This is a genomic window from Salinivibrio sp. AR647 (genome assembly GCF_001995415.1).
Classification (GTDB): Bacteria; Pseudomonadota; Gammaproteobacteria; order Enterobacterales; family Vibrionaceae; genus Salinivibrio; species Salinivibrio costicola.
Map to the genome: position 1 here is coordinate 282,644 of NZ_MUFE01000005.1, position 25,667 is coordinate 308,310.

General features: G+C 48.8%; 21 protein-coding genes. 13 read left to right on the forward strand and 8 right to left on the reverse strand.

From position 1 onward, the window contains the following. Positions 1-156 precede the first annotated feature (156 nt). Together BZG76_RS08045 and BZG76_RS08050 are read left to right on the forward strand one after the other, a co-directional pair. Positions 157-1,752 carry a methyl-accepting chemotaxis protein gene (locus tag BZG76_RS08045; protein ID WP_077460856.1) on the forward strand — a complete coding sequence of 532 codons (1,596 nt, stop codon included), beginning with the start codon at positions 157-159 and terminating at the stop codon, positions 1,750-1,752. 16 nt (positions 1,753-1,768) lie between these two features. After that, entirely contained in the window at positions 1,769-2,515 is a 747-nt protein-coding gene (locus BZG76_RS08050) for an SDR family oxidoreductase (RefSeq protein ID WP_021023766.1), read from the forward strand. Positions 2,516-2,607: 92 nt separating this feature from the next. Here the strand turns inward: BZG76_RS08050 and BZG76_RS08055 are convergent, their stop codons facing one another. Continuing rightward, positions 2,608-3,117, reverse strand: a complete 510-nt coding sequence (locus BZG76_RS08055) for an outer membrane beta-barrel protein (RefSeq protein WP_021023765.1) — start codon at positions 3,115-3,117, stop codon at positions 2,608-2,610. Between the two features lie 220 nt (positions 3,118-3,337). On the opposite strand from BZG76_RS08055, the gene BZG76_RS08060 reads away from it, so the two are divergent. From BZG76_RS08060 to BZG76_RS08080, 5 genes are all read left to right on the forward strand, one after another. Beyond that, the gene (locus BZG76_RS08060) at positions 3,338-3,925 is read left to right on the forward strand and encodes a nucleoside triphosphate pyrophosphohydrolase family protein (RefSeq protein ID WP_077460857.1); all 588 of its coding nucleotides are present in this window, start codon (positions 3,338-3,340) and stop codon (positions 3,923-3,925) included. Between the two features lie 348 nt (positions 3,926-4,273). Continuing rightward, positions 4,274-5,047 (forward strand): enoyl-ACP reductase FabI, encoded by a 774-nt coding sequence (gene fabI / locus BZG76_RS08065; RefSeq protein WP_077460858.1) that lies wholly within the window; start codon positions 4,274-4,276, stop codon positions 5,045-5,047. Between the two features lie 43 nt (positions 5,048-5,090). Continuing rightward, on the forward strand, positions 5,091-6,512 hold the full coding sequence (locus tag BZG76_RS08070; protein WP_077460859.1) for a bifunctional enoyl-CoA hydratase/phosphate acetyltransferase: 1,422 nt from the start codon (positions 5,091-5,093) through the stop codon (positions 6,510-6,512). 6 nt (positions 6,513-6,518) lie between these two features. Then, positions 6,519-7,709 (forward strand): acetate/propionate family kinase, encoded by a 1,191-nt coding sequence (locus BZG76_RS08075; RefSeq protein WP_199878835.1) that lies wholly within the window; start codon positions 6,519-6,521, stop codon positions 7,707-7,709. Between the two features lie 190 nt (positions 7,710-7,899). Further along, positions 7,900-8,589 carry a hypothetical protein gene (locus BZG76_RS08080; protein WP_077460861.1) on the forward strand — a complete coding sequence of 230 codons (690 nt, stop codon included), beginning with the start codon at positions 7,900-7,902 and terminating at the stop codon, positions 8,587-8,589. A gap of 17 nt (positions 8,590-8,606) precedes the next feature. On the opposite strand, the gene BZG76_RS08085 is transcribed toward BZG76_RS08080, so the two are convergent. Then, positions 8,607-9,314: an SDR family oxidoreductase gene (locus BZG76_RS08085; protein WP_077460862.1), complete on the reverse strand. Its 708-nt coding sequence runs from the start codon at positions 9,312-9,314 to the stop codon at positions 8,607-8,609. 34 nt (positions 9,315-9,348) lie between these two features. Then, the gene (fabG, locus tag BZG76_RS08090; RefSeq protein ID WP_021023758.1) at positions 9,349-10,080 is read right to left on the reverse strand and encodes a 3-oxoacyl-ACP reductase FabG; all 732 of its coding nucleotides are present in this window, start codon (positions 10,078-10,080) and stop codon (positions 9,349-9,351) included. Positions 10,081-10,287: 207 nt separating this feature from the next. Here fabG and BZG76_RS08095 point away from each other — a divergent pair, with 207 nt between their 5' ends. The 5 genes from BZG76_RS08095 (at position 10,288) to BZG76_RS08110 (ending at position 15,733) form a co-directional block, all read left to right on the forward strand. Then, positions 10,288-10,632, forward strand: a complete 345-nt coding sequence (locus BZG76_RS08095; RefSeq protein ID WP_077460863.1) for a hypothetical protein — start codon at positions 10,288-10,290, stop codon at positions 10,630-10,632. A gap of 430 nt (positions 10,633-11,062) precedes the next feature. Beyond that, positions 11,063-12,148 carry a 4-hydroxyphenylpyruvate dioxygenase gene (gene hppD / locus BZG76_RS08100; RefSeq protein ID WP_077460864.1) on the forward strand — a complete coding sequence of 362 codons (1,086 nt, stop codon included), beginning with the start codon at positions 11,063-11,065 and terminating at the stop codon, positions 12,146-12,148. Positions 12,149-12,292: 144 nt separating this feature from the next. After that, a complete protein-coding gene (locus BZG76_RS15535; RefSeq protein WP_241824062.1) occupies positions 12,293-13,645 on the forward strand; it encodes a sensor histidine kinase in 1,353 nt (450 codons plus the stop codon). A gap of 7 nt (positions 13,646-13,652) precedes the next feature. Further along, positions 13,653-14,564 (forward strand): response regulator, encoded by a 912-nt coding sequence (locus tag BZG76_RS15540; RefSeq protein ID WP_241824063.1) that lies wholly within the window; start codon positions 13,653-13,655, stop codon positions 14,562-14,564. A 161-nt stretch (positions 14,565-14,725) separates the two neighbouring features. Then, on the forward strand, positions 14,726-15,733 hold the full coding sequence (locus BZG76_RS08110) for a sphingomyelin phosphodiesterase (RefSeq protein ID WP_025744874.1): 1,008 nt from the start codon (positions 14,726-14,728) through the stop codon (positions 15,731-15,733). A gap of 78 nt (positions 15,734-15,811) precedes the next feature. On the opposite strand, the gene BZG76_RS08115 is transcribed toward BZG76_RS08110, so the two are convergent. The 4 genes from BZG76_RS08115 to BZG76_RS08130 all read right to left on the reverse strand — a co-directional run bounded on the left by BZG76_RS08115 (position 15,812) and on the right by BZG76_RS08130 (position 23,308). Beyond that, a complete protein-coding gene (locus BZG76_RS08115) occupies positions 15,812-17,008 on the reverse strand; it encodes an MFS transporter (protein ID WP_077460865.1) in 1,197 nt (398 codons plus the stop codon). After that, the gene (locus BZG76_RS08120) at positions 17,008-18,327 is read right to left on the reverse strand and encodes a lysine N(6)-hydroxylase/L-ornithine N(5)-oxygenase family protein (protein WP_241824064.1); all 1,320 of its coding nucleotides are present in this window, start codon (positions 18,325-18,327) and stop codon (positions 17,008-17,010) included. The genes BZG76_RS08115 and BZG76_RS08120 overlap by 1 nt, the downstream gene beginning before the upstream one ends. Before the next feature lie 10 nt (positions 18,328-18,337). Next, the gene (locus BZG76_RS08125; protein WP_077460867.1) at positions 18,338-21,004 is read right to left on the reverse strand and encodes a GNAT family N-acetyltransferase; all 2,667 of its coding nucleotides are present in this window, start codon (positions 21,002-21,004) and stop codon (positions 18,338-18,340) included. Positions 21,005-21,115: 111 nt separating this feature from the next. Further along, on the reverse strand, positions 21,116-23,308 hold the full coding sequence (locus BZG76_RS08130; RefSeq protein WP_077460868.1) for a TonB-dependent receptor: 2,193 nt from the start codon (positions 23,306-23,308) through the stop codon (positions 21,116-21,118). 204 nt (positions 23,309-23,512) lie between these two features. Here BZG76_RS08130 and BZG76_RS08135 point away from each other — a divergent pair, with 204 nt between their 5' ends. Continuing rightward, positions 23,513-25,228 carry an IucA/IucC family protein gene (locus BZG76_RS08135; protein ID WP_077460869.1) on the forward strand — a complete coding sequence of 572 codons (1,716 nt, stop codon included), beginning with the start codon at positions 23,513-23,515 and terminating at the stop codon, positions 25,226-25,228. 48 nt (positions 25,229-25,276) lie between these two features. On the opposite strand, the gene BZG76_RS08140 is transcribed toward BZG76_RS08135, so the two are convergent. Beyond that, a complete protein-coding gene (locus BZG76_RS08140; RefSeq protein ID WP_077460870.1) occupies positions 25,277-25,582 on the reverse strand; it encodes a DUF496 family protein in 306 nt (101 codons plus the stop codon). Between the last annotated feature and the right edge of the window lie 85 nt (positions 25,583-25,667).

Sequence of the window (25,667 nt, forward strand, 5' to 3'; positions counted from 1 at the left end):
AATTTGATCGTGTTCACCGCGATGACCCAAAAAATATGGCATCTGTAATGGACCAAGGCTGAAAGTCTCTCGGTATTAGCAGGTGTCTGTAACCGTTAGGTTTTTAGCGTACTGAGTGTGCTAATCCGTTCCAAAGATAAGGATTATAGGTGGAAAATGACAAGGATCGTAGTGGATAACAAAATGGGATTTTGGGTCGCATTTGGCGTCGTTTGTGCGCTGTCTATATTTGGAGGATGGGTTGTAGTATCGGCGCAATTTACATGGGTTGTGTTGATATTGGCCTGTCAAGCTGTGGGCATAGGTCTTGCCGTAAAGCTCTATCTGTTCCCGCGACACGAGCAAGAATCTGCAGTTGAAAACGCTACACTAGACATTCCTACTGAAACCGTTGGACGATTAGCAACGCGTGCCACAATGAACGCGATGACGGCCGCAGAAGTCTCGCATCGCTCTGACATTTTAACGGCTCGTTTGACAGAGCAGTTTTCTGCGGTGGTAGAGATTACCGATAAAGCGCAACATATTGAGCAAACTCTTTCGCGTGCTTGCCAAGTCGAGACTGAATCGGTTGAGCAAGTGACTCGTATGCGGGATCTTAGTCAGCAGGGTGTAAATGAACTGACCGCATCCATTGCTGAGATGCGAGATATTAACCAAAAAACCGCCGAAACGGTTGCGCGAATTGAAGCTCTGGACGCCAACGTCAATAAAGTCAGTGCCGTCGCACAAGTTATTGATGATATCGCCGAACAAACAAACTTGCTGGCATTAAATGCCGCAATAGAAGCCGCTCGAGCTGGTGAGCAGGGGCGTGGTTTTGCGGTGGTGGCTGATGAAGTACGACAGCTTGCGCAGCGGACTTCACAGAGCACAAGTGAAGTCGCGACAATCATAAAACACATTATGGCAGAGTCGAGTAATGTGATGGCACATATTCAAGCCTTGTCATCCGATGTCGAGTCAGGCACTGAAAATGTTGAGCGTGTCGGGCACATTTTAACCGAGCTTTCTTCGGGAGCCGATCAGGTTGAAGAAGCGGTAAAAGAGATAGCCCATGGGTCATCACAGAATAGCGCCAGTTTAGAGCAAATTGCATCCGCGCTGGTACAGGTCCGATCTGGACTTGAAATCAGTGATGAGCAAGTCACGGTCTTGAGTAAAGAAGCCGAGGGATTAATGGATACCGCAGAAAAAACCAATGCGGTTTTTGCTGAGCTCTCCGATGCTAGCCCTCATCAGCGTTTTTTCAAAGCGGCGAGTGTATGTCGAGATCGGATTGAAGCGGCTTTTGAACAGGCCCTTGCGAAGGGCGAGATTAGTCCTTCCGATTTGTTTGACCGCCACTATCAACCCATTGCCAATACGCATCCACAAAAATACACCACCCGTTTCGATACGTTTTGTGATCGATTATTACCGCCGATTCAAGAGCCTATTTTGGACATCGATGACAATATTGTTTACGTGATAGCCAATGACACGAACGGTTATGTTCCTACGCATAATCAACGTTTTTGTCAGCCATTAACCGGTGATTATGCGCAAGATATCACCGGTAACCGGACTAAACGCTTATTTGATGACCGTACAGGTAGGCGTTGTGGGCAACATACTGATACCATGCTGCTGCAAACCTATAAGCGCGATACCGGTGAAGTCATGCATGACCTTTCTGTCCCGCTCTTTGTTGCAGGTAAACATTGGGGCGCAGTGAGAATGGGATACTACCCACCGGTATCAGCAGAATGAGCGAAAAGGAGTAGCAATGAATCCAGTTGCGATTGTAACCGGGGCAAGTGGCGGCATTGGCCGCGAGACGGCGAAGTTATTGGCACAGCGTGGTTATGCCATTTGCATCAACTATTTGAGCAACAGTGAATCTGCTTTTGCGCTTGTTGATGAACTTCAAGCGATTGGAGTAAACGCGATCGCCGTTCAGGCCGATGTGTCGAGTGAAGAAGGTGTCAAGCGGTTGTTCAGTGAAGCGGATAACCGCTTAGGGAATATCACCGCATTGGTGAATAATGCCGGTATCATGTTGCCGCAATCGTCTGTCAGCGGTATGGATGCGGAGCGGATCAACGCGATGTTTCAAGCCAATGTTACCAGTGCCTTTTTGTGCTGCCGAGAGGCGGTGCATCGCATGGCGCAATCTCGTGGTGGTAACGGCGGCGCTATCGTTAATGTTTCCTCCGCCGCGGTTAAAACCGGATCACCCAATGAATACGTTGATTATGCCGCGACCAAAGCCGCATTAGACACACTGACTATGGGGCTAGCGAAAGAAGTGGGCCGTGAAGGGATTCGTGTCAACGCAGTGCGCCCAGGTCCAATTGATACCAATATGCATGCGGCAGGAGGAGAACCTGATCGTGTCGCGCGTGTGGCTGATAATATCCCGCTTGGTCGTGGGGGGTCGACGCTGGAAGTAGCAGAAATGATTGCTTGGCTGCTGTCAGATAATGCATCTTATTCGACGGGTAGTTTATTTGATGTTGCTGGTGGCATGTAGTCTGCCGTATTTCGATGATATCACCGCGCGTTATGTCGCGCGGTGGTAATCTATATCGTAACGACCGTTGTTTGGCACCCTGCTATGAGCGGTTAAAAGCCGATACTGGTACCGACACTCACGGAGCTCGTTTCGGCATCGCCGCGATCGGCATAGGTGAGCTCAAAGTTCATTTTAGGACCGACAGTCGGTTGTAACTCAAAGCCAACCGTTCCGCTGGCGCCCCAACCGATGTCTTTATCCGTCCCAAATTCGGTTTGATAGTAGTTTCCCCCACCACGCAGGTAGACACTGCCGATCGTCATAGGGAAGTTAACTTGTACGCCAACGGGAATATAGGTGGACGTCAACGTTGTTTCTGTACCATTGGCGTTATCAAAGTCGGCACTGGTTTCACCATACCCTGAATACAGGCTGGTATAATCGGTCAGCCGCCACGTGCCATTCACTTCCCAGGTGTGACCTGTCTCTGTTTGAGATCCGTATTTAACATCGGTAACACTGGCGCTAGCGCCGATACTGAGTGGCGATGTTTGGGCCTGTGCTGCTGTGGCGAGTAACATGCCCGCACAAAGCGTAGCAAGCGATAAGCGTTTGGTCATAATAACAATCCTTTTGGCCGAGATTCGCCTGACGTGTTTTCTCATTATAAAACGGTAACGGCGAGTAGACACCAAGCTTGAGTAATATTTGCGCTGTAGCGCTAGGTCATATTAAAGAATCTGCGCAATCGATTTTAACTCCCCGCCAGCAGTGCTATTGTATTGCCCCTTGTGTACCAGCATGACGCCATGCGTGTTTGTTTCTCAAAGGGCTTTAAACATGAAATTTGCAGTTCTCGATCAAGCGATTTACGACCACCTTTACCGTGATATTGAAGCCTTTCGAATCACGTTTGATTTGCCTTGTAACGATCCAACCTCATTAGATGACAAAGCAGATGATCTTCATACGGCATTGGCGGTTGAGGAGATGACCGAACTGGCTGAGGCTGACTCACTGGTTGAACAAGTTGATGCTATCGTCGACAGTGTTTATGTCCTCATGGGACGCGCCGTACAGATGGGGTCGCGCGGGTATCGTGATCAACTTGAAGTCAGTTATATGATTGATATTTTATTGCAAATTGCTAATCGACTCGGGATCGATTTCATAACCTGTTGGGATGAAGTGCATAGCAGTAATATGAGTAAAGTTTGCCGCGATGCGCAGGCGTTCGCGGATACCCAAGCCTACTATGAGAAAAAAGGCATTGAGGTTGTGGCAAGCCCGAAAGATGACGGGATTATTGCCAAATGCGCAACAGATGTGACGGTTGACGGTAAATTGATTCGTCAAGGCAAGGTCATGAAGTCCGTGTACTATCGCCCGGCTGATCTTGCAAAATGTGTAATGGCCGAATTGGCTTAAATTCACGCGATATACGCTAGCGTAACGCCGCTTTTTCTATAAAAAGCGGCGTTTTTTCGTCATGGGCTCAGAGCTCATTTATCACACGCCTACGTAAATTGAGTAAAAGCTCTCCATTGAGCCTATTGTGCAGGCTTGTCATTAAAGTTTTGCAAAAGTGTCTTGTTTTCTTACAAAGATTGCTTCTCATTTCATTTATAATTTTGCCTTTAGTCCTGATTTGGGTCTAAGTTAAAAGCTTGTGAGTCCTCTAAAGTAGGCAGCACATTTTTTAGTGTAACTGCTCTATGTGTTGAACGCCTCACGTGGAGCGGCTCACGCTTTCGTTATAAATCTAGGGAGAACATCGTGGAACATCCTTTCTCACTTGAAGGTAAAGTCGGCATTGTGGCGGGCCTGGCGAATGAAAATAGCATTGCCTTTGGCTGCGCCCAAGCGTTACACCAAGCAGGCGCAGACGTACTGGTGACGTATGGGTCACCTAAGGCAGAGCGCTTTGTCACCCCCCTGAAGCCGTCAATGGGGGATCCTGAAATGATGTTGTGTGATGTGCAAGATGACCACCAATTGGATGCGCTATTTGCGCGTGCCAAAGAAAAATGGGGGCGGATTGATTTTGTTGTTCACTCGATCGCGTTTGCGCCGTTAGATGATTTACACGGTCGGGTGGTGGATTGCTCTCGAGAAGGCTTTTCGCTCGCGATGGATATTTCCTGCCACTCGTTCATTCGCATGGCTAAGCGGGCAGAGCCTCTGATGTCAGCTGGGGGCTCATTATTTAACATGTCGTACTATGGCGCAGAAAAAGCCGTGGATAATTACAACTTGATGGGACCGGTTAAAGCCGCGCTCGAATCGACCACGCGCTATCTCGCCGCTGAACTTGGGCCGCAAGGTATCCGTGTTCATGCCATTTCTCCAGGCCCAATTCGTACGCGTGCCGCCTCTGGATTAAAAGAATTTGAAGCGTTGGCGGTAGACGGTGAAACGCGATCGCCGTTACGTCGACTGGCAACGGTACAGGATGTGGGGAATGCGGTTGTTTATCTTACCGCTGATGCAGGGCGTGTACTGACAGGGCTAACGCACTACGTCGACGCCGGTCATCATCTTCGTTTTTAAATCAGCGTATTTTTCGACGTTATAGACGATTAAGGAGCTTACTATGACAGGGACACATAACGAGGAGGTCATCGAGAATAAGACGTACGATGAAATTTCAATCGGTGATGAGGCGTTTTTAGAAAAACGTTTAACCATGGAGGACATTAAGCTTTTTGCGATAATGTCCGGTGATGTCAATCCTGCTCATGTGGATGATGACTTTGCCAAAAGCAGCCGTTTCCAAGAGATTATTGCCCATGGCATGTGGGGCGGCGCATTGATATCAACGGTGCTCGGTACCAAGTTACCCGGGCCTGGGACGGTTTATTTAGGCCAAACGTTGGCCTTTAAAGCACCGGTCATGCTTGGCGACGTACTTCGAGTAATCGTACGCGTCGACCAAATGGACGATAAACGCCATCATATTGTGTTTGCCTGTCGCTGCGAAAATCAACGCGGCGATACGGTCATCGAAGGCGAAGCACGCGTATTAGCCCCCACTAAAAAAGTAAGCCGTCAACGGACAGTTATGCCAGAAGTGCGCTTGTCTGAGCGTGGGCAGTTACACGCGATTCTTACCGCAGCGGATCATCCTGATCCCATGCATACGGCGGTCGTCCACCCCGTTGATGACAGTTCTATTCGTGGCGCGGTTGCGTCGGCAAAACAGCAACTAATCATTCCAACGCTGGTGGGGCCAAGAGATAAAATTCTCGCCGCTGCAGACACCGCCGAAGTGGATATTCAGGACTTCGAAATTGTCGATACTCCGCATAGTCACGCGGCTGCAGAGCGCGCCGTGCAAATGGCACGAGCGGGTCAAATTGAAGCATTAATGAAAGGCGCGTTGCATACTGACGAACTGTTGCACGAGGTTGTCAAACGTGAGGGAGGATTGCGTACTGAACGTTGTTTAAGCCATGTAATGGCATTCGATGTTCCGACCTATCCAAGACCGTTATTTATTACCGATGCTGCGATCAATATTTACCCAGGGCTCGCGCAAAAGCGCGATATCATTCAAAACGCGATTGAGCTGGCGCATGCGATCGGGAACGCCCATCCGCGAGTGGCCATATTGTCAGCCGTTGAAACGATTAATCCGAAGTTGAATGCGACGATTGATGCTGCCGCGCTGTGCAAAATGGCTGAACGTGGTCAGATCACGGGTGGGGTCCTTGATGGCCCACTGGCCTTTGATAGTGCCGTTTCTGAGGACTCGCGTGCAACAAAAGGTATTGAGTCGCCAGTGGCAGGGCGTGCTGATATCTTGATGGCTCCCGACCTAGAAGCGGCCAATATGCTGATGAAACAACTCAGCTATCTTGCCGATGCCAAAGGCGCTGGTGTCGTGGTGGGCGCAAGAGTGCCCATTATGTTAACCAGTCGAGCCGATGACGCTTTAACGCGAATAGCGTCAAGCGCGCTAGCGTTATTACTGGCGGACTATCAACGAAAATCGCTCGATAAGTCGCGTGTCTAGTGGATGATGAAAAATATACTCGTAATCAATAGTGGTTCGTCGAGCCTAAAGTTTGCGTTGTTCGACGCTGGCGAAATGTCTAATTCTGACAACACGGATCAGCAAGTCTGTGTATTTCGGGGGCAGTTCTCTGGACTAGGGACAGAACGAACCGCGGTGATCATGCATGCCGGGAATCATACCTATGCCACTGCTCCGGCTGAGGCCAACGATCATCAGGCGGCTATTATGTCGTTACTCGATTGGTTAGGGCAGCATAATGTGCTCAAACGCCTCATTGCGGTCGGACATCGTGTGGTTCATGGGGGGATGTACTATGATTGTGCCACCCGCCTGGATCCGGATAAAGTGACGCTACTGGGCGCATTGACGTCTTTGGCGCCATTGCATCAACCTTATAGCCTCGCACCCATTCGAGCGCTAGACGAGCGATTGCCAGGTACGCCTCAAATTGCCTGCTTCGATACCGCCTTTCATGCGAAGCAGCCTTTAGAGGCTCGCCAATTTGCGTTGCCTTATGCGATGTACGATCGCGGCTTTCAACGGTACGGTTTTCATGGGCTTTCCTATGATTATATTTGCCGTTGCTTACCTTCCATGATTCCTAATTATGATCCCCAAGCACGTGTGATTGTGGCCCACTTGGGTAACGGTGCCAGCTTATGTGCGATCCAAGCAGGACAGAGTATTGCATCGACCATGGGGTTTACAGCGCTAGAAGGGTTACCCATGGGGACGCGCTGTGGCGCAATTGATGCCGGATTGGTTTTACATCTCATCGGTGAAGAAGGAATGACGGTCGCTGAGGTGAGCAAACTCCTTTACAAGGAGTCTGGCCTGTTAGGCTTGTCTGGGATCAGCAGTGATATGCAAACATTATTACGTAGTGATAAACCCAGAGCCCAGCAGGCGATCGACCATTATTGTTATCGTATCGCCCGAGAGATCGGGAGTTTGACTGCCGCCTTGGGAGGACTCGATCATTTGGTGTTTACGGCGGGTGTTGGCGAGCATGCAGCACCCGTACGAGACAGTGTCGTGCGCCAATGTGGTTGGCTTGGCATCAGGTTAGATGCATCGGCGAATCAACTGAACCAAATCTGTATCTCAGCCGCTGACAGTGAGGTGGGCGTTTGGGTGATCCCGACCGATGAAGAACGCGTGATCGCGATGGATTGCCTTGATTTATTGCGTTGACACTAGGCTATTCAGAGGCAAGAAAACGATTTTCTCAATCTTGTTCTTCTGACGCGTGATGCTGCAGTCGAAAAGGGAATGCTCGAAAAAGCTAAAAATGTGATATTCCATACAAAGTTATCTCTTTCAGTCCACGACTGGGCGTGAAATGCGTATCCTTAGCGCCGACAAAGGATGTAAGGATAACACTATGATGCGCGGGTTTTGGGTGGGGTTATTGATACTCAGCCTAACAGGATGTGCACAAAAGCTGGGACGGCCGTTTGATATAAAAAATCTTGCGAAATCAGATATGGATTTGATTACCGATATTCATATCGCCGAAATTCGTCAGATCACCGAACGACTATTGATCAAGCTCTATAAACGTAATCCCAGAGAGCTAAAAAAAGTGCCCGGAATGACTATCGACCAACGCGTTCACCAGCTAATGGCGGAGCAGCGTCCCCAGAATGGATTCCGTGAGCTGGGTGGAATGGACGGCATTGCATTGTTGCCGCTGGCATTTTCTACTGAGTTCGAGGGTGATCGTGTATTCGCACTGATGGCCGGTGTCACTGGGATGATAAGCGCTAGCTATAATCACCAGACTGAGTTCTTCTTACTCGATGATATTGATCAGCAAAAGCTTTATAACTGTGCACGTAACCTTGAAAAAATTGCGTGGCTGTTAAATAACCGTCGTGATGATCAAGATCATTTGCTGCTGCTCAGTAACGGCATGAATGCAAATGGTGTCCCCAATTATAGTTATGAGCGCTTACTGAGTCAGATGATCTTGATCCAAGATATGATGGCACTGATGGTGGCGGACAGTACCAATCGTAATATCAATCAAGTGGTACACAGTATGGCCTCTATGACCTTTTTCCCGATTTGAACGCCACCGCTACAGGCCTACCACGCAATGGTGTTTCCTTGATAATCTAAAAAGTGTCCGCTTTGGCTGTCGGTGAGTGTATCGAGAACTTGCTTGAGCCCTTGCGCCGAGATGTCGGCGGTAATCAGCGCATTAGGACCGCCCATTTGGGTTTGTACCCAGCCAGGGTGTAGGGCGACGGTGCGAATCCCTTTTGGTCGTAAATCAATTGATAAGCTTTTGACGACTGCGTTTAGAGCGGCTTTGGAGCTTCTGTAGATATAACCCCCTCCTGATTGATTATCGCTCATACTCCCCACCTTTGATGAGATGAAGGCGAAAATAGGAGTATGTCCGCTATTGTTGGCAAGCGTGAGATGTAGGATAAACGACTCAGCCATGACTAGTGGCGCAATGGTATTGACCGCTAACACCTCTCGCCACGCCTCTGTGTCCGTTTCTCCTAGCTGATAGCCTTTGGGACCATATTGACCGGCATTATTGATCAGTAAGTGAATGGGCGTGTCACTGAGGTTTGATGCAAGTTGTTGCACTGCGGCGTGGTCTGTCACGTCCAACGCCTGTGTTGTCAGTGAGGCATAGTGATTTTTTAGCGTCATTAAATGCGGCGCGGAACCCGGAAAGCGGCAACAAGCAATAACACGCCAGCCATGTTCAAGATACCGCTCGGTAAGGGCTAAGCCGATTCCGCGATTCGCGCCAGTGATAAGAAGTGTCGGGGTCATAAAACGCTCAATGTTGTAGATGGATATCACGTCATTATATGACTAATCCACCATCAACTTTAAGTGTTTGACCTGTGATAAAGCTCGCGTTGTCGCTGGCAAGAAAACTGATCGCATTCGCGATGTCTTGTGCGGTACCCATTCGCCCGAGTGGTGTCTTCCCTTTCATCATGTCGATGACTTTATCTGGTAAGTTGGCGGTCATAGGCGTTTCGATAAATCCAGGTGCGACACAGTTGGCGCGAATTTGTGCGCCATGACGAGCGAGCTCTTTTGACCAGGTTTTTGTCATTGCGATGACACCTCCTTTTGATGCGGCATAGTTGGTTTGGCCAATATTGCCATCGGTACCGACCACTGACGATAAACTGACAATCGCGCCATGCTCTTGAGCGAGCATCAGCGGTGTTATCGCCTGTGTCATGGTAAATACCCCTTTAAGATTCACATCAATGACAGCATCCCAATCCTCTTCGCTCATTTTGGTTAGCAAATTATCACGCGTGATCCCTGCGTTGTTAACGAGCACATCGATGACTGCGTTGTGTTGGTGCAGCGTCTGCACCCAGCTGGCGACAGCGTCTCTGTGGCAGACATCGAGCGCCACGGGTTTTATTACGGCATGGTTTTGCCAGTCTTGCATGTTATCTACAGTCCGGTCTAGCGCGTAAACGGTGTGTGCTCCCTGTTCGACAAATGTCTCGACGATGGAACGGCCAATACCTTGAGCGGCTCCCGTAATGACACAGTGTTTACCGGTCAGCATAGTTTTTCTCCTTGTTGTATTGATCAATAGGTTCTTGGGCGGTTGGTCATCTAAGCCTTTGCTTCTTCTCGCAACGTTGCGCCACTGAAAGATCAACGTGCAACAACTGGGCCAAAGGCAAGCGTCTTAAGCATACATTGTGATATCAATCTGAGGAGAAATAGGCTAAAATTTAATCAAGATGTCACCTTGTTTAAGAGAGGACCTATGCCGACGTCAATCAACTCGCAACCTTTGTCGCAGCAATATATGCAGCGTCAACGTGACCGTCAGGATGATCAGGTCAACGGCGGTCTCAATAACTCGATGAGTGTGCAAGAACGCGCTGAAGTCATCCGTAAAGAGCGGGAGGAGCAAAAAGAGACTGCCGCATCGAGTGAGCAGCGCGAGGATAAACGCGACTATCAAGCTTTAATTGATCGTGTTGCTGAGCAAGAGGCGCAAAAGACAAAAGCGGACGCGTACAATCAGCAGCAACAGGCATTGATGGACCAAGTTCAAAAAACGGTTACCCCCAACGCACAGCAAACCAGCTATAGCTTGAAGGTTTAAAGCTTGAAGATTTAGAGCTTGAAGGTTTAAACCTTGATGGCAGACGATGTTCAACAGGATCCCACCTGTAGACAGCGGGTTTCCCGACATTCTGCTCATCGGAAGCCATTATCAATCGGTCACGCCTCTCTTACCTACTTGGTTGGCCGTCGCTCTTCGTAGCGTCGGTGCGTTTATCTGAAATGCCCCGCCCTTTCTCCTGTTTTTGTTTCTTTTATGTAAACAAAGTGTATAGAGATTATTGAGTCTCTTTACATGCCATTTTGTTTTATCGCATTGATAAAAAACAACTTTTTGAGGCTTTCCCTTTCCTGTTCAGTAAGTATTACAGTATTGGTTAACAGTATTGTAACGACCTGAGCGTGCTGGATCACTAGTGCTTACTTTGGCGTCATGCTATTCCTACTGGCATCAACAAGGAGGAACCATTATGACATCCACACTGCAAAAACCGGTAAAAACCATTAACCCATTAGGGACAGATGGGTTTGAATTTGTGGAATATACCGCCCCCGATCAAGCTGGTATTGATGCGTTGAAAAGTCTATTTTCATTGATGGGTTTTGCTGAAATTGCCAAGCACAAACACAAGCATGTTTGGCTGTATCGCCAAGGCGATACCAACTTTATTGTTAATGGCGAACCCGAGTCTCAGGCACAAAGCTTTGCAGAGCATCATGGCGCGAGCGTGAATGCGATGGCATTCCGTGTGCAAGATGCTGTTCATGCAATTGCTTACGCGGCAAAACAAGGTGCCAAAGTGGTTGAGCCCAATATCGGTCCGATGGAGCTTAGCATCCCGGCGGTATATGGCATTGGCGACTCGTTACTCTACTTTGTTGATCGTTACGGTGATCAGAGTATTTACGAGGTTGATTTCGACTTCTATCCTGATTGGCAAGCGCGCCTTAAAGAAGCCGATGCAGGATTGAAGGTTATCGATCACCTGACGCACAATGTCGATATTGGCAACATGGATGTATGGGCTGATTTCTATGATCGTATCGCTAATTTCAAAGAGATCCGCTTTTTCGACATTGAAGGCAAAAAAACAGGGCTAAAATCTCGTGCATTGACTGCTCCGTGCGGAAAAATCCGTATCCCGATTAACGAATCCAGTGATGATAAGTCACAAATTGCCGAGTACCTAAAAGCGTACAATGGTGAGGGTATTCAGCACATTGCAATGACGACAGAGAATATATATCAAACAGTACGCACGCTGCGAGATCGGGGAATGGCGTTTATGGATACGCCAGAGACCTATTATGAGCAAGTGAATCAGCGTGTTAGCGGTCACGAAGAAAATATTGATGAGCTCCGTGATACTCGTGTTCTGATTGATGGTGACGCGGATACTGGCATCTTGCTACAGATTTTTACCAATACAGTTATTGGTCCTGTTTTCTTTGAAATTATCCAGCGTAAAGGCAATCAAGGCTTTGGTGAGGGTAACTTTAAGGCTCTGTTCGAATCGATTGAGCTTGATCAAATACGTCGCGGCGTGTTGGATTGATCGCTCAGAAAATAAAACCCTTCGCGCTCTTTAACCGGAGCGCCTTTTTGTCTACCTTTCCTTGTATCTAGCCGGATATTTTTCGCCCCAACGACGAACGGGCTCTATGCTTATAGGGCAAGCTCTTCGATTAAATAGGTGATTATGAAAGCAGGCAAAGCCATTTTACGCCATTCCTTATCAGTATCGTTGATGACGAAGCTGGCGCTATGCTGGGTAATACTCATCGCCTTATTCGCATCACTATTACTTTTTGCCGATTATCAATCCCATAAATCACAGGTCCAGCGCGTGTTACAAGATGTTGGCAGCCGTGATGTCCGCACCATGACTGATCACCTATGGCGAGTAGAAACACAAGCATTTGAACAACAAATTGAACAACTTATTGCACAACCAGAAATCGATTACATACACGTTTATGATGCTGACAGCACACAAATTGAACGTGGTGTAGAGCCAACTCAACAATCGATCCAGATGAGTTGGCCATTAATTGCCAAAAAAGAAGGCAATGAATATGTACTTGGCCAGCTTGATGTGGCCTCGAACTATACCGCATTACGTGCTTATCTAGGAGAGAGTGCGAAGTGGGCGTTTCTAGGTTGGTTGGGGGTTTCAGGGCTGGGCGTGATAGCGTCAATGTGGATAGTGCAACGGTATCTCACCGCACCATTATCGGCTCTGCACCAACAGGTGAATCAATGGGACAACGGCTTACCAAATCAAATCAGTGTCCCACCAGAATGTCGCGGTTGGTGGGGGTTTGAGGCGCGCTACAATGCTATGGTCACTCAATTTCGCCAAACGCTATCGCGGGTTGAGAACGAGAAGCTGGATGCCGAAAAGGCCAGCCACAAAAAAAGCGAGTTTCTGGCCAACATGAGCCATGAAATCCGTACGCCAATGAACGGCATTATCGGGATGGCATCGCTGCTGAAAAGTACGCGTTTGAATGATGAACAACAAGAGTTCGTTGAAATGCTAGAAACCTCCTCGATGTCGTTACTGGATGTGATTAACGATATCTTGGACTTCTCTAAAATAGAGGCAGGTAAGTTAGAGTTAGAACCATTAGAGCTCAATGTATTTGAGTTGGGTAAAGATCTGGAAAACTTGTTCACGTTGAGAGCTAAAGAGAAACACTTACAGTTTGGCTGTGAGATTGACCCAGAGATATCGCCCTTGCTGGTTGGTGACACACCGCGATTACGCCAAGTGATGATCAACCTAGTCGGGAATGCGATTAAATTCACTGAACAAGGCGAAGTCGCCGTTTCGATTACCAAAGTTCTTGATGAGGGAAACGCTTGTGTACTTCGTTTTCAAGTGAAAGATACTGGACCTGGTGTTCCGATTGAAGCGCAAAATCGTATCTTTGGTAAGTTTGAGCAAGGCGACGCTTCAGCAGCAACCGCAGGTGGTACTGGGTTAGGCCTCGCGATTTCTCAGCAAATTGTCAACCTGATGGGGGGGGCGAATCACCCTAGAAAGTGAAGTGGATGTGGGTAGCCTATTCTCGTTCTCGGCGCGCTTTGAATGTGCAGATGTGCCGCTTGCGACGCCCGTAGAGGCGTATTTATTCGCGGGCGCGCCAATGCTACTGGTTGATGACAGTCGTCTTAATATGCGGATTACAACCGCGCAACTGAGTAATCTCGGCTGTCAAGTGACCTGTTGTATGCATCCCGATGATGCGTTGCCGCTTATTAAAGAACGGCTTGATAGCCAATCTCCATTTAAAGTCGTTTTGCTTGATAAGATCATGCCCAAAATGGATGGCTTTAGTCTCGCCGAGCAAATTGTCACTGAATTGGGTGAGAGAAGCCCAGCCATTATCATGCTGACGGCTGCGCCTGATGTGATTGATAGACCGCGCATCGAGCGATCAGGCATTGAAGGTTATCTTGGACGCCCTTATCAATTTAATGATTTAAAAGCTAATTTAGTTCGGATCCTTCAACAAAGACAGCCCACGCTGGGTATTGTGCGTTCAACAGGAAAGGGGACATCACTGGCAGGGCTACATGTTCTCGTGGTTGAGGATTCCAAAGTTAATCAACGCGTTACAGAAGCTATGCTGACGCAGTTAGGCATCAATGTGCGATCAGCGGATAACGGCGAGCAAGCGTTAGCCCTTTGGAGCAGTCAGCCTTTTGACGCCATTTTCATGGACTGCCAAATGCCGGTCATGGACGGCTATGAGGCGGCAGCACTGATCAGGCGTAAAGCGTCTCGCACGGACCGAATCCCCATTATTGCATTAACTGCCAACGCAACAGCAGAAGATAAAGAAGCATGCTTAGCGGCTGGCATGGATGATTATATTGCTAAGCCTGTTCGACAACACGAACTAGCAACCATGCTAAGAAAGCATACGTTTACCACAGACACACAACTATTGACCAAAGAGTAAGCGAAATAGTCAGCGCTGTTACGCAAGTGTGATCTTAGTTACAAACATATCATAAAATACGAAGGATTCTTGGTGTGGTCTAACCTCTTTTCGTTAGGGTTCTAATCTTTGAGTGGGCTTGGCCCCAAACATAATTAGAAAGCAAAACGCAAAGAGGAAATATGAACAGAAAAAAACTGTTTTCAGGGGTAGCGGCTTTATTGCTAAGTGTCGGCGCTCATGCTGGCGAACTTAACGTGATGGCTTATAACATCATGCAATTGAGCAACCTACAAGATTGGGATCAAGCAGAACGAGCGGCTCGTTTACCGACTGCGATTGCCGACATGGATACCCAGCCCGACATCATTTTGGTTAGCGAAGCCTTCAACGCTGAAGCAGAGCAAGCAATGAACCAACTTGCCAACCTATATCCTTACCAAACGCCCAATGTGGGGCAAGATTGCAGTGGTGAGGGTTGGGATGCATTAACAGGAGATTGCTCTAACTCTCCTTTCGTCGTCCGGGGTGGCGTCACCATTATTTCCAAGTATCCGATTTTGACCCAGCAAGCGCACATTTATAATAACAGTTTACGGGGCAGCTGGGACTATCAAGCAAATAAGGGGTTTGCGTACGCTAAGATCGATAAAAATGGCGAGATCTTCCATTTGATAGGTACGCACTTACAAGCCACGCATGATGGCATGTCTGATGAAGAACACGAGGTTCGTTTAGGGCAACTTGGCGAGATCAAACAATTTATTAGCAACAAAGACATACCGACTGACGAACCCGTGATTGTCGGCGGAGATATGAATGTGGAATGGAGCCGTCAAGATGAAATTAAGGATATGAAAGCGGCACTTAATGGTGCACTGCGCTTCTCTGAGCCTGAAGTGACCTCTTTCTCCGCTGAACATAACTGGTTTACTAAAGCAAACGCGTATCACTTTGAGTATGATCTGAATTACAACACGACGTTAGATTATATTTTATGGAGTCGTGATCATGGCAAGCCTGTTAACCAGCCGCAAATGCAGGTTGTGCGCTTAAAAGCGAAGGATAGCTGGTACTGGGATTACTTAGAAGGTGAGTGGCCACAAGAAGCAGGACAAACCTATCATGATGGTTACTACAATGAGCTTTCTGATCACTATCCGGTAATGATTCAGTTTAAATATCAATAGTGTGATTGAGTGATCTCATTCAGTTTTTGCCGGAAAACGGCAAAAACTCGCTGGAAAAAACGGTGAGCCTTAGTTGGTTCACTGTTTATATGCTGCATTTAATATGCCCAGTAGCACCATGGTTGCAAGGCTGACGCAAGTGATGATGGGAAGAGGTGGATAATTAAGTGTTAATGTCGCTAATAGTGACGCGAATCCATATCCGAGCGTATGCGCCATAGCGATATAACCACTGACTTTCCCCGGTTCATTGTCGAGCCTTTGCATCGCTTGGCTAGTATAGGCAGGGATCAGCAACGCACAGGCCCCTGATATTACGAGCATAGCAACGATTAATGCGCCCAGGGTAGGGAGTAAAAGTAAGCTATAACCTGCAACTAAGCTGATTGCGCCGATGCCCAGCATGTGGTCGATGCTTAGACGCTGTTTTTTTACCACCAACACTTGTACGGTGAGCGTTGCAATGCCGCTTAAGGTAAGCAAATAGCTCATCATCTGGCTAACTTTACTGGCAGACCATTCGGTGATGGTATGGAGTATCGGCGTGAGGTTGTATTGCAATAGGGCAATTGCTGCACACACGGCGAGTCCATATCCCATATAGGGCCAAATAGCTTTTGGCGCCAGCCACTGACTGACAGGCGAGCTTGATGTATCTTTCTGGCCCTCACGGTGAGGCATGAGGCTGATAACCAATGTGGCGATTAATGGCAGTAATAACATCAGCACAAGTGAGGCATACGGGCTGACGATCAAAACCGCCGAGGCGATTAATGGGCCGGCCAAGCGACCGAGACTTAAACCAATACTGATTGAGGTGATCGCCTGCATGCGGCGTGCCTCGCCAGCGAGTAACACGGCCCAATGCTGATTGGCGGGAACCATGCCCGCCACGGTTAAGCCATACACGACTCTTGCCATCAGCGCTAATGCTAACCAAGGCCATTGGTTGAGGCTGTTTTGCGCGCCCAGCGTGGCGATCAGTAACAGGACAAAGCTAATAGCCATGCCGATTAAGGCTTGAAGAACCACAAATTTGGGGCCGTACTGATCGCTTATACGTCCCCAAAAAGGCGCAGCAGGGAGAAAGAGTACACTACCCACCGCTATGATCACCGCCCAGGTTGACAATGAAAATCCGCCTTGTGCCACTAACAGTGGCAGCGAGACCAACAGCCCGTTTTGTCCAATGCCCATCAGAGCAGCAATAGACGTTAAGGTGATAGACTGCCATTTAGCGGTCTGTGTCGCGGGCTTTGTTTGTGTGTACGCCATTACCAGCCTGCTACCTTTTGCATCTGAGCTGACTGTGTGGAGGACTCAGTCAGCGTCCAGTCGAGTAAGCCGTGATGATGCGTAATGTCGTATAGGGGCGTGTCGCTAATCGCATTAATAATGGTTGCTGCCCGCCAGGCCGCGAGACTCAATTGTGGCTCAATAATACCGTGACAATGGGTGCCGACATTCATCATATATAAAGCGAGTGAACTGCCTTCACGCATTTTTACTCGGTAGTGAGCATTCACATTCGGTCGTCCCTCGTCATCAAGGTCGAGGTGGTCGCTTAAAGTATCGAGGCACTGAGGGAGTGCGCGAGAAAAACCAGTACACAAGATCACCACCTCTGCATCGAGTGCTGTGGTTACTCCGGTCAAGGTAGCTGTGGTCGCTAACTGGTAACCTGCTTGGTGTGATTGCATCCCAGTAAGCGTTTGTCCTGGAAGCAGTCGCCACCATTGCGGTGACCGGCGCACATATTTATCGTGATACAGGCGTTGATACAGTCCTTGCAAGCAGTCGTCGGTAATCCCATCACTGGCAAGCTTTTGTTGCGCAAGCTGAGTGTGTTTGATCTTGGGGTCGAGGCTATGAAACTGCTCTGCGTAATCAGGGATAAAATACTGATCAGTAAAAGGGTTCTCATCTAATCCTTGCAGGTTAGGACGGCGAGAAATCCAATCAATATGCGCTACTTTACCAAATTCACCATCAAAGAGATGCTGGAAGACATCGGCACCGGTTTGACCACCACCAACAATGGCAACTTTTTTACCCCTTAAGTCCGGTTGTCGGAGGGCAAGTTCACTGGCATGAAAGACCCGCTCACCCACAAATGGCGCAGCACAGTCAGGCATAAACGGTTGGGTACCGGTGCCAACGATCAAATGATCGCAGCTCAATTGTCCGTGTGGCGTACTCACCGCGAAGCCTGAGCCGTGAGGCATGATATTCAGTACTGGCGTATCGAATTGGGTGTTGGGAAGCTGATGAGCCACCCAAGCCATATAATCAGAAAACTCTAACCGCGATACCGTCTGTTCGCCCCGCGCGGTAAAGGGATAAAATTTTTTGGTCTTAACCAGGTAATTAATAAAGGTGTAAGGGCTCGTTGGGTCGACGGCCGTCACCATGTCTTTTAGGTATGAGGTTTGCATTTTCGCATCATCCAGCAATAAGCCGGGATGCCACGCAAACCGTGGCTTTTGCTCAACAAACAAATTCGAAATGGACTGACTGTAGGGAGCCAGCAGCGCCGCCGCACTGAGATTAAAGGGGCCAAGCCCTACACCTAAAATAGAATAATGCCTTGTCATAACTGCATCCTTATTGCGCATAACGTGCGAAAAAGTCGTTACGCTCACATTGCATCAGTGCAGCGCGCTTATGGGGAAAATCGAATTCTTTTTGTTTTTTCATGCCCACACCGCGAGCAATTCGGGCTACGCGCCAATTTGTTGCATTAGGCTCACCCATTACGTTTCGGGTACGAGGCTCGGCTAAGAAACAGTAATGGATAATAGATTGCGCCCAGGTATTAAAGTATTGGCGACCCAAAAAGTCGGAATTACCAACTAACATATGCATACCACGATCGAAAGCATCGACATCGTAGTAAGGTCCAAGCCGGTCTTCCGCGACCCAATAAATTTCAAAGTAGCCGAAAGGCTTTCCATCAAACTCGCCAATCACGGGGAGCAAGTGCGCATCGTGATGGGCCTTTTGCAGATATTGGCGATGAAACTTGAGCGAGCCCTCTAACTCCCAAATCGGGGCAATATCCGGATGGTTGTGCCAGGCGTGAAAGCAAGCAAGATCGCGTTTCGTTTCTGCTGGACGTAGCGTTAGTGTGCGCTTGAGGTGATAAAAGTAGCGACGATAGAACACGCCTTGTGGTTTCTCAGGTCGCGTTGGGTGGGTTAAACCGTTCTCTGCGGTTTGGTATACCTCATTGGAGGGTGACTGAGCTTGGTGCCAAATCGGGCAGTGTTGTTTAAACTGCGACAGTGTCAGTGGTGTGCAGGGGGCGACGACGGATTGCAGAGCGTGAGGATAATCACTGGCATACAGTGCTTGGCACTGATGCTGATAAAAGGCGTGCTCAACCGCCGCCCACCAGAGTGATTGATCATTGCAATAGCGCGTGGTTAGCGTTGCGGTGTCATTGTCCGGTTTGTGCAGCACGAAGGTCGCTTTGGCTTGACCATGTTCCATCACGTCGATGAGGTGATAAGACGCGTCGAGCGAGTGGCTGCGAAGCCCCACGGTGCGATCAAGATTGACCGGTTTAAATACGCATGAGCCCAGTGCGTTATCACCATAAAATGGGTTATCGATATCCGTGTAAATTTGGCTGGGATCGGCCAGTGTCGCTTCATTGTGATCGGCGAGGAAAGTGTGGAAGTTCCGTTTCCAGTGCAGAGTCGGCGAGTCGAGAAGATAGTCATACAGGCGGCTATCCACAGGATGGCTCGCTCGCCAAGTTGCGAAAGCTTGACGGCATACCTGCCACAAACGCTGCTCGGTGACACCGGTGGCTTCGCTGATCGCGGAAAGTGTATTGATTAGTGTATTACCAATCAGGTAGTAGCTCAGATACGGATCAACCTTGTCGGCTGGCACGTAACAGCTTGGTAACCCTTCACTGAATGCATCGGGGAACAGCGCAGGGGCAGGGTCGGTGACCCAAATACCTTGGCAGTCTCTGTACATCATGGCGCTAGGCAAACCGTGCGCGGTACGCAGCAAGATATTTTGCTGATGGGCCAGTAACAAGATGCCATAATCGCTGCGTGCCAAACACAGGGGATACAGAATATGGTCCAAGAAGGCGGCTAACCAATGATGTGCGGCGTCGTGCTGTGTCCATTGATGATGTTGTGCGGCTTGCGCGATCAGCGCGCCAATTTGGCTGCCTTGCCCATGTGGCTGGTTGATACTGGCGAGCAGGTGGACATCTTGATCGGCTTGGTGGGCGAAAATATTGTCGCGCAAGCTCACCAGAGGCAGTGATAAAGGCTCACCTTGCGCGGACAAAATAGTGCACCAGACCGGCTCTTCGATAAAGGTCGTCGTGGCGGCTCGCTGCTGCAGCGTTTGTCCGGGGGCTGCGTTGAGCATTTTACTCAGTAAGGCACCACGCTTGGCTTCAGTGGCGGTTAATAGCCGTACCGAGTTAGTGAGCTTGACAGGCAGAGAGACTTTTAACATCCACTGATGGTCGGGATGATAGATGGCGCGTGACGATGAGGTCGCCAGCCAGCCGCTACTGGTCAAGGCTAAATCAATCACGCTGTTTTTGAGTGCACGTGCGTCATCACTGTCACGCCATGCTTGCGCTTGTAAAGGATGCATGGGCAAGGGAAGCCAGCCTTGCGGCAAATTGGCCGCATGGGTTAAGCCCACGCTATCGACAAACAAGGATTGCAAGGTGTCGAGTACATCATGGTTGACCCCTTCACCTGTCCATTGCCCCGGCGCAACCGCAAACCATTCAATCGCAAATGACTGCGCAAATTCGGGTAGATACGTCTCTTGCTGTTCGGGCGTCAGTGGTTCATTGCTCTTGGGGGCAGGGTGCATGCTATGACCGCCGGTCAGAGACTGCTCCGATTCGATAAAACGCTGTGGCCAGCGGTCGGCGAACCTGTGTTGCCAATGTGCCTCTGCCCGCTGCACATAGGCGTCAGACTGACTAACACGTGATGCAAAGCGATCGATACGCTCGCCACTCAACTCGGGTACCAACTCGGCGATACGGCATACTGCATCGGCAAAGGTAGTAGGGGCAGCTTCACCTTCGCCACCGCGCCACAGTATGTCCCCTTGATAGCGATGACGACCGGCTGCTGAGGTGTAGGTGAGCGGCAACAATAATTCGCCCTGCTCGCACGGAAAACAGGCGTGGTCAGGCTGACCTTTTATCACACGCGTGTGTGGGTGCTCGACAAACAACGCATTGAAAAACGCATTCAAACTCAGGGGATGTGTCATGACAACTCCTTACAGACACGGGCTTATTGGGCAATGTTGTGGTGCAACTATGGTTGAAACACATTGGGAGAAAAGGCGCCCAGCGAGGACTGGGCGCGAAAAGGAACATAATTAGAACGTGGCGCTGTAGCTCAAGCTAAAGGTACGGCCCACACCGGCGTAGTTGAATAAATTGCCAAGTCCGTAGTCACTATAGACTTTTTGCGCTTTTTGGCTCCAAATAGTCTGATAGTTTTTATCGAACAGGTTTTGGATGCCGAAGTTAAGTTGGCCGATTGGCAAAGTGTAGTAACCATTTAGGCCGACAAGCTCGTAACCTTCGATGCGATCATTATCTTGATCAGATAGATCGCCAACGTGTTGGAGGTTGAGCTCTGTGCCCCAATCGAAGTTCTCATAGCCGACTGCCGCCATCGCGGTAGAAGGGCTCGCGTCGTAGATGCTTAGTTCATCCCAGTTGCCATCCTCTTTTACCTCGCTTTGTACGAGGTGCCCTTGGGCGCGGCTGTACCACGTATCGGTAAGATAATATTTGAGCTGCCCTTCAAGTCCGTAAATACGCTGTTTGTCGTTATCTAACTCGACATCCAAGTTTCCGTTGTACTTGTACGACTTATCCGAAATCGAATAGTACGCTGCGACTTGTGCATTATAGTCTTGTTGCTGAGTTCGCCAGCCTAGCTCAACGGAGTTGGTTTTTACCCCATCCAATTCCGTATTTTTAACACTCACGCTATCTATTAAAGTGGCGTCTGTGCCACCTGAATATTTGCCTTTTCCGTAGAATTTGCCTGGGTCTGGCATATTAAAGCCTTGGCTAAAGTTGGCCCAAACTTGTTGGTTGTCGGTCAGTTCATACTTGAGTCCTGCATTCGCGAGCCAAATATCTTTATCCGTCGTGCCACCGAGGATAGTACCCGCGCTATTTAGTTTTCCAACGAGTATTTTGGCTTGCTCTGCAAAACCGATAAAGTCATCGCCTTTATACTTGGTGTACTGGTAGCGTAATCCGGCAAAGGCATTTAGTTTATCGTTAACGGACCAATCTGCTTGAGCAAATACGCCTACATTATGGGTAGTAAAATCAGGATAACGACCTACATCCCCGAGGTGCTTAAACTCTAGTCCATTACTGGTCAGGCTCGTTCCTTGATCATAGATACGCTGAAATGCATCGAATTTCTCTTGGCTAAAGTCTGTTCCGTAGTTGAGTGTTAGATTATCGAATTCTTTCTCGAACAAGACTTTTGCGCCGATAACCTGGTTGCTTTGCTCTGAAGCCCCAAGATATTTCATTTGTAGTGCACTAACGGGGAACGGAAAGAATCCAAATGTTTCTTCACGATAATAAGCTTGGGCCAGTAAGGAATGGTTAAAGACGTTAGCATTACTGTATTGAGCGTTGAGCATCATGCGTTCAGTGAAGGGTTGCTCATCCAGCTTTAGCCCATCGGAGCGTTTAATCAGCGAATCGTCTTTAAGACCCGCAAACATAGGCCCATAATCAATCCCATAATCCGTATCCTGCTGACTATCATAGTATTGAGCAGTCAGAGAGAGGTGCTGTTCGTCATCTGGGCGGTAATCGAGGCTGCCCATCACATCAATGCTGTCATTAAATTGGGTATCGGTTTGGGTCACATCGGGCAGAATAGGATCGCCATTGCCGTCGTAGGCCGCGCCTTTGCCTTCATACGCTACTGACAAGCGCCCTTGCAAGGTATCACTGCCGCCGGATACCGCGACCGCGGCTTTTTTGGTCAGGTCGTCGCTGTTGTTAAACCCAGTGGTGACGCCGGTGTGAACCTCGAGCTGGGCATCGCCCGCTTCACCGCGTTTGGTGATGATATTGATAATACCGCCGGTTGCGCCCGCGCCATAAATGGAGGTCGCGCCTGACAGTACCTCAACACGAGCAACATTAAAGGGGTCGATACTATCCAGTTGGCGGCTGATAGTGCGCGCGGCATTCAATGCGACGCCATCAATCATGATTTGCGCGCTGCGACCACGCAAATTCTGTGAGGCATTGGTGCGTGCGTTGGTGCTGCCAAAGTCAAAGCTTGGGATCAGCTTCCCGAGCGCGCCTTTTAATGACTCACCGCCTTGAATTTCACGGGTTAATTCTTCATTGGTGATTACCCAGTTGGTGCTGGCGGAATCGGCGATGGTCGTTTGAATCTTACTACCGGTCACAATGATGGTTTCGGTATTGGCCGCAGAAGGGGCGGCATGGGCGAGATGGGCGCTGATCACTAACGCCAGCGGCGAGAGTGAAAAGCCGACTGCTTTTATGGTGTTCATAATTATCCTTATTCGTCACAACACTGCAGGGTTGGTGAGGCTGCATCCCTGCAGTACTACTGAATCACTACCTTTTTCCCATCATCAAATGATAATGGATATCATTATGATTATTGATCTTTGTTCCTTATGTCAATACATTGATAACCGAATTGCCACATTTCACTTAAATTGGTGAAAAATAACGCATAAAGGACATAGGAAATGCAGGGGAATTATTTGCAAGCAGCCAATCAGAAGTTGCTCGCAAAAACCATCAGAGAGCTTCATTTTGAAAACGCGATTACCGTCTCTCATACCGAAGGGCGCGACTATCAACTCACTCTCCCTAATGCGAACTGGTCGTTTTCAGCCACCATGAGCCTATGGGGCATGGTGATTGTGGATATCGGCAGTGTGTCACGTGGGGATAATCATCAGCCCGAGCTCATCGCGCTAATAATAGATTTACAGCCAGAGATTAAGATGACGCCACTCCACCTCGGTGGGCTGATTGAAGAGTTACAAGAAACCCTCAGCGCCGAACAGCAACATCTTGCAATGTTAGATGTTATGCCAGCCGATGAACTGGTCGCGTTATCTGAATCGGCTCGCCAGGCCTATTTGGATGCACACCCTAAGTTTCTTGCCAACAAAGGCCGGTTAGGCTGGGGACAGCAAGAGAGCCAGCAGTATGCACCTGAATACGGTAACGTTTTTGCCTTGCATTATATCGCTGTACATCGAGACTGCGCACAACATGGTTTTTGTGAGGGGCTGGATCAGGCAAGTTTGCTCATCGATACACTATCGCCAGCTGCTTATGACGCGCTTATGTCGCGCTTGCCGGCGGATAAGCATGATTACCTTATCATGATGGTTCATCCTTGGCAGATGCAGCGTTATATCTACAGCCAATACGCTTCTTCAATTGCTTCTGGAAAGATAATTGATTTAGGTACGCGTCCTGAGCAGTGGCTAGCGCAACAGTCTATTCGTACCTTGAGTCGTGCGGATAACCAAGGAAAATACGATGTTAAAACCGCGCTGACGATCCTTAATACGTCTTGCTATCGCGGCGTGCCCGGCAGCTTTATTGCGCACGGCCCCGTGCTGTCAAAATGGCTCTCAGAGTGTGTGAGTCAGGACGATCTACTGTCCCGTCTTGGCATGCACGTGCAACAAGAAGTGGCAGGGATATATTGCCCACAGCCTTATCAGGCGCAGATAGACAGTTGCTACAAATACCATGAGATGTTGGGATGTGTTTGGCGTGAACGTGCGGAAAGCTTGCTGCTATCGAATCAGCGACCTATGAGTTTGGCGACGTTGATGCAAGCCGGAGGCGATGGGATAAGTTGTGTGGAAGCGCTGATTACGCGCACCGCGTTAACGCCTAACGAATGGTTGCAGCGTTTGTTTGATCACGTTGTTGTGCCCCTTTATCACTTGCTGTGTCAATACGGGATTGGTCTCGTCGCCCATGGGCAAAACATAACGGTAGTGCTTGAGGGTGACGTCCCTGTAGGTTGTATGATCAAAGATTTTCATGGTGACCTACGCTTTGTCGATCAGCCATTTCCGGAGCTAAATAGCTTGGATAAAGATGTACGAGGTAATATTAAACACTTGCCACCACACTATCTAGTTCACGACCTGTATACCGGACATTTCGTGACGACGTTACGCTTTATCTCGCCATGGTTTGTCTCACTTGGCGTTAGTGAAACTCAGTTTTATCGCCAGTTAGGTGATACGCTTCGGGCTTATCAACACGCGCATCCGGCGCTTAGCGCCCGTTTTGCGCTGTTTGATGTGTTGAGTGAGACCAAAGAGAAAGTGTGTATCAATCGGGTCAGATTCAACATTGGTTACGATGATAGCAATGAACGGCCGTTGCCCATGTTTGGTGAGCCTATCGCTAACCCTCTCGCCATTTAAAAAAACCCGCCTTTTGGCGGGTTTCTTTTAGTCGGTTAAGCAACGGGATTACTTCCCACTCTTGCTTTGCTTGGTGAGCTCTTTGATGGTGCGGCTGATTTCACGGCGTTGCTTAGAAATCTCCGCGTTTTTGATGATGTGGTCATCGACGCGGTCTTCATAATCACCTTTCATGTTCTTGATGATTTCGACGATATCTTCGTACGACATTTCTGGTTGGATGTAATCCAACAAGTTTTCGAGTAAGACAACACGTTTTTGGTTGTCTCGGATTTTTTTGTCGTTGTCTTGGATTTCGCGTTTTAGCTTGTTCTTTTGTCGTGAGTGCTTAACGATCTCGTATACGCTGGTCATCATAGTCGCCTTCTATTTTTTGAAGTATGAAAAAATTAAACCACAAGCGCGGCAGCAAACCCAGCCTTTTTCCGCTTGAGGTGGG

Excerpts from the sequence above, each read along its gene's own strand:
- BZG76_RS08085 (WP_077460862.1), bottom strand. The coding sequence starts at position 9,314 with ATGACCCCGACACTTCTTATCACTGGCGCGAATCGCGGAATCGGCTTA.
- fabG (WP_021023758.1), bottom strand. The coding sequence starts at position 10,080 with ATGCTGACCGGTAAACACTGTGTCATTACGGGAGCCGCTCAAGGTATT.
- BZG76_RS08060 (WP_077460857.1), top strand. The coding sequence starts at position 3,338 with ATGAAATTTGCAGTTCTCGATCAAGCGATTTACGACCACCTTTACCGT.
- hppD (WP_077460864.1), top strand. The coding sequence starts at position 11,063 with ATGACATCCACACTGCAAAAACCGGTAAAAACCATTAACCCATTAGGG.
- BZG76_RS08115 (WP_077460865.1), bottom strand. The coding sequence starts at position 17,008 with ATGGCGTACACACAAACAAAGCCCGCGACACAGACCGCTAAATGGCAG.
- BZG76_RS08130 (WP_077460868.1), bottom strand. The coding sequence starts at position 23,308 with ATGAACACCATAAAAGCAGTCGGCTTTTCACTCTCGCCGCTGGCGTTA.
- BZG76_RS08120 (WP_241824064.1), bottom strand. The coding sequence starts at position 18,327 with ATGACAAGGCATTATTCTATTTTAGGTGTAGGGCTTGGCCCCTTTAAT.
- BZG76_RS08140 (WP_077460870.1), bottom strand. The coding sequence starts at position 25,582 with ATGACCAGCGTATACGAGATCGTTAAGCACTCACGACAAAAGAACAAG.
- BZG76_RS08045 (WP_077460856.1), top strand. The coding sequence starts at position 157 with ATGACAAGGATCGTAGTGGATAACAAAATGGGATTTTGGGTCGCATTT.
- BZG76_RS08050 (WP_021023766.1), top strand. The coding sequence starts at position 1,769 with ATGAATCCAGTTGCGATTGTAACCGGGGCAAGTGGCGGCATTGGCCGC.
- BZG76_RS08055 (WP_021023765.1), bottom strand. The coding sequence starts at position 3,117 with ATGACCAAACGCTTATCGCTTGCTACGCTTTGTGCGGGCATGTTACTC.
- BZG76_RS08135 (WP_077460869.1), top strand. The coding sequence starts at position 23,513 with ATGCAGGGGAATTATTTGCAAGCAGCCAATCAGAAGTTGCTCGCAAAA.
- BZG76_RS15535 (WP_241824062.1), top strand. The coding sequence starts at position 12,293 with ATGAAAGCAGGCAAAGCCATTTTACGCCATTCCTTATCAGTATCGTTG.
- BZG76_RS08070 (WP_077460859.1), top strand. The coding sequence starts at position 5,091 with ATGACAGGGACACATAACGAGGAGGTCATCGAGAATAAGACGTACGAT.
- BZG76_RS08110 (WP_025744874.1), top strand. The coding sequence starts at position 14,726 with ATGAACAGAAAAAAACTGTTTTCAGGGGTAGCGGCTTTATTGCTAAGT.
- BZG76_RS08125 (WP_077460867.1), bottom strand. The coding sequence starts at position 21,004 with ATGACACATCCCCTGAGTTTGAATGCGTTTTTCAATGCGTTGTTTGTC.
- BZG76_RS08080 (WP_077460861.1), top strand. The coding sequence starts at position 7,900 with ATGATGCGCGGGTTTTGGGTGGGGTTATTGATACTCAGCCTAACAGGA.
- BZG76_RS08075 (WP_199878835.1), top strand. The coding sequence starts at position 6,519 with ATGAAAAATATACTCGTAATCAATAGTGGTTCGTCGAGCCTAAAGTTT.
- BZG76_RS08095 (WP_077460863.1), top strand. The coding sequence starts at position 10,288 with ATGCCGACGTCAATCAACTCGCAACCTTTGTCGCAGCAATATATGCAG.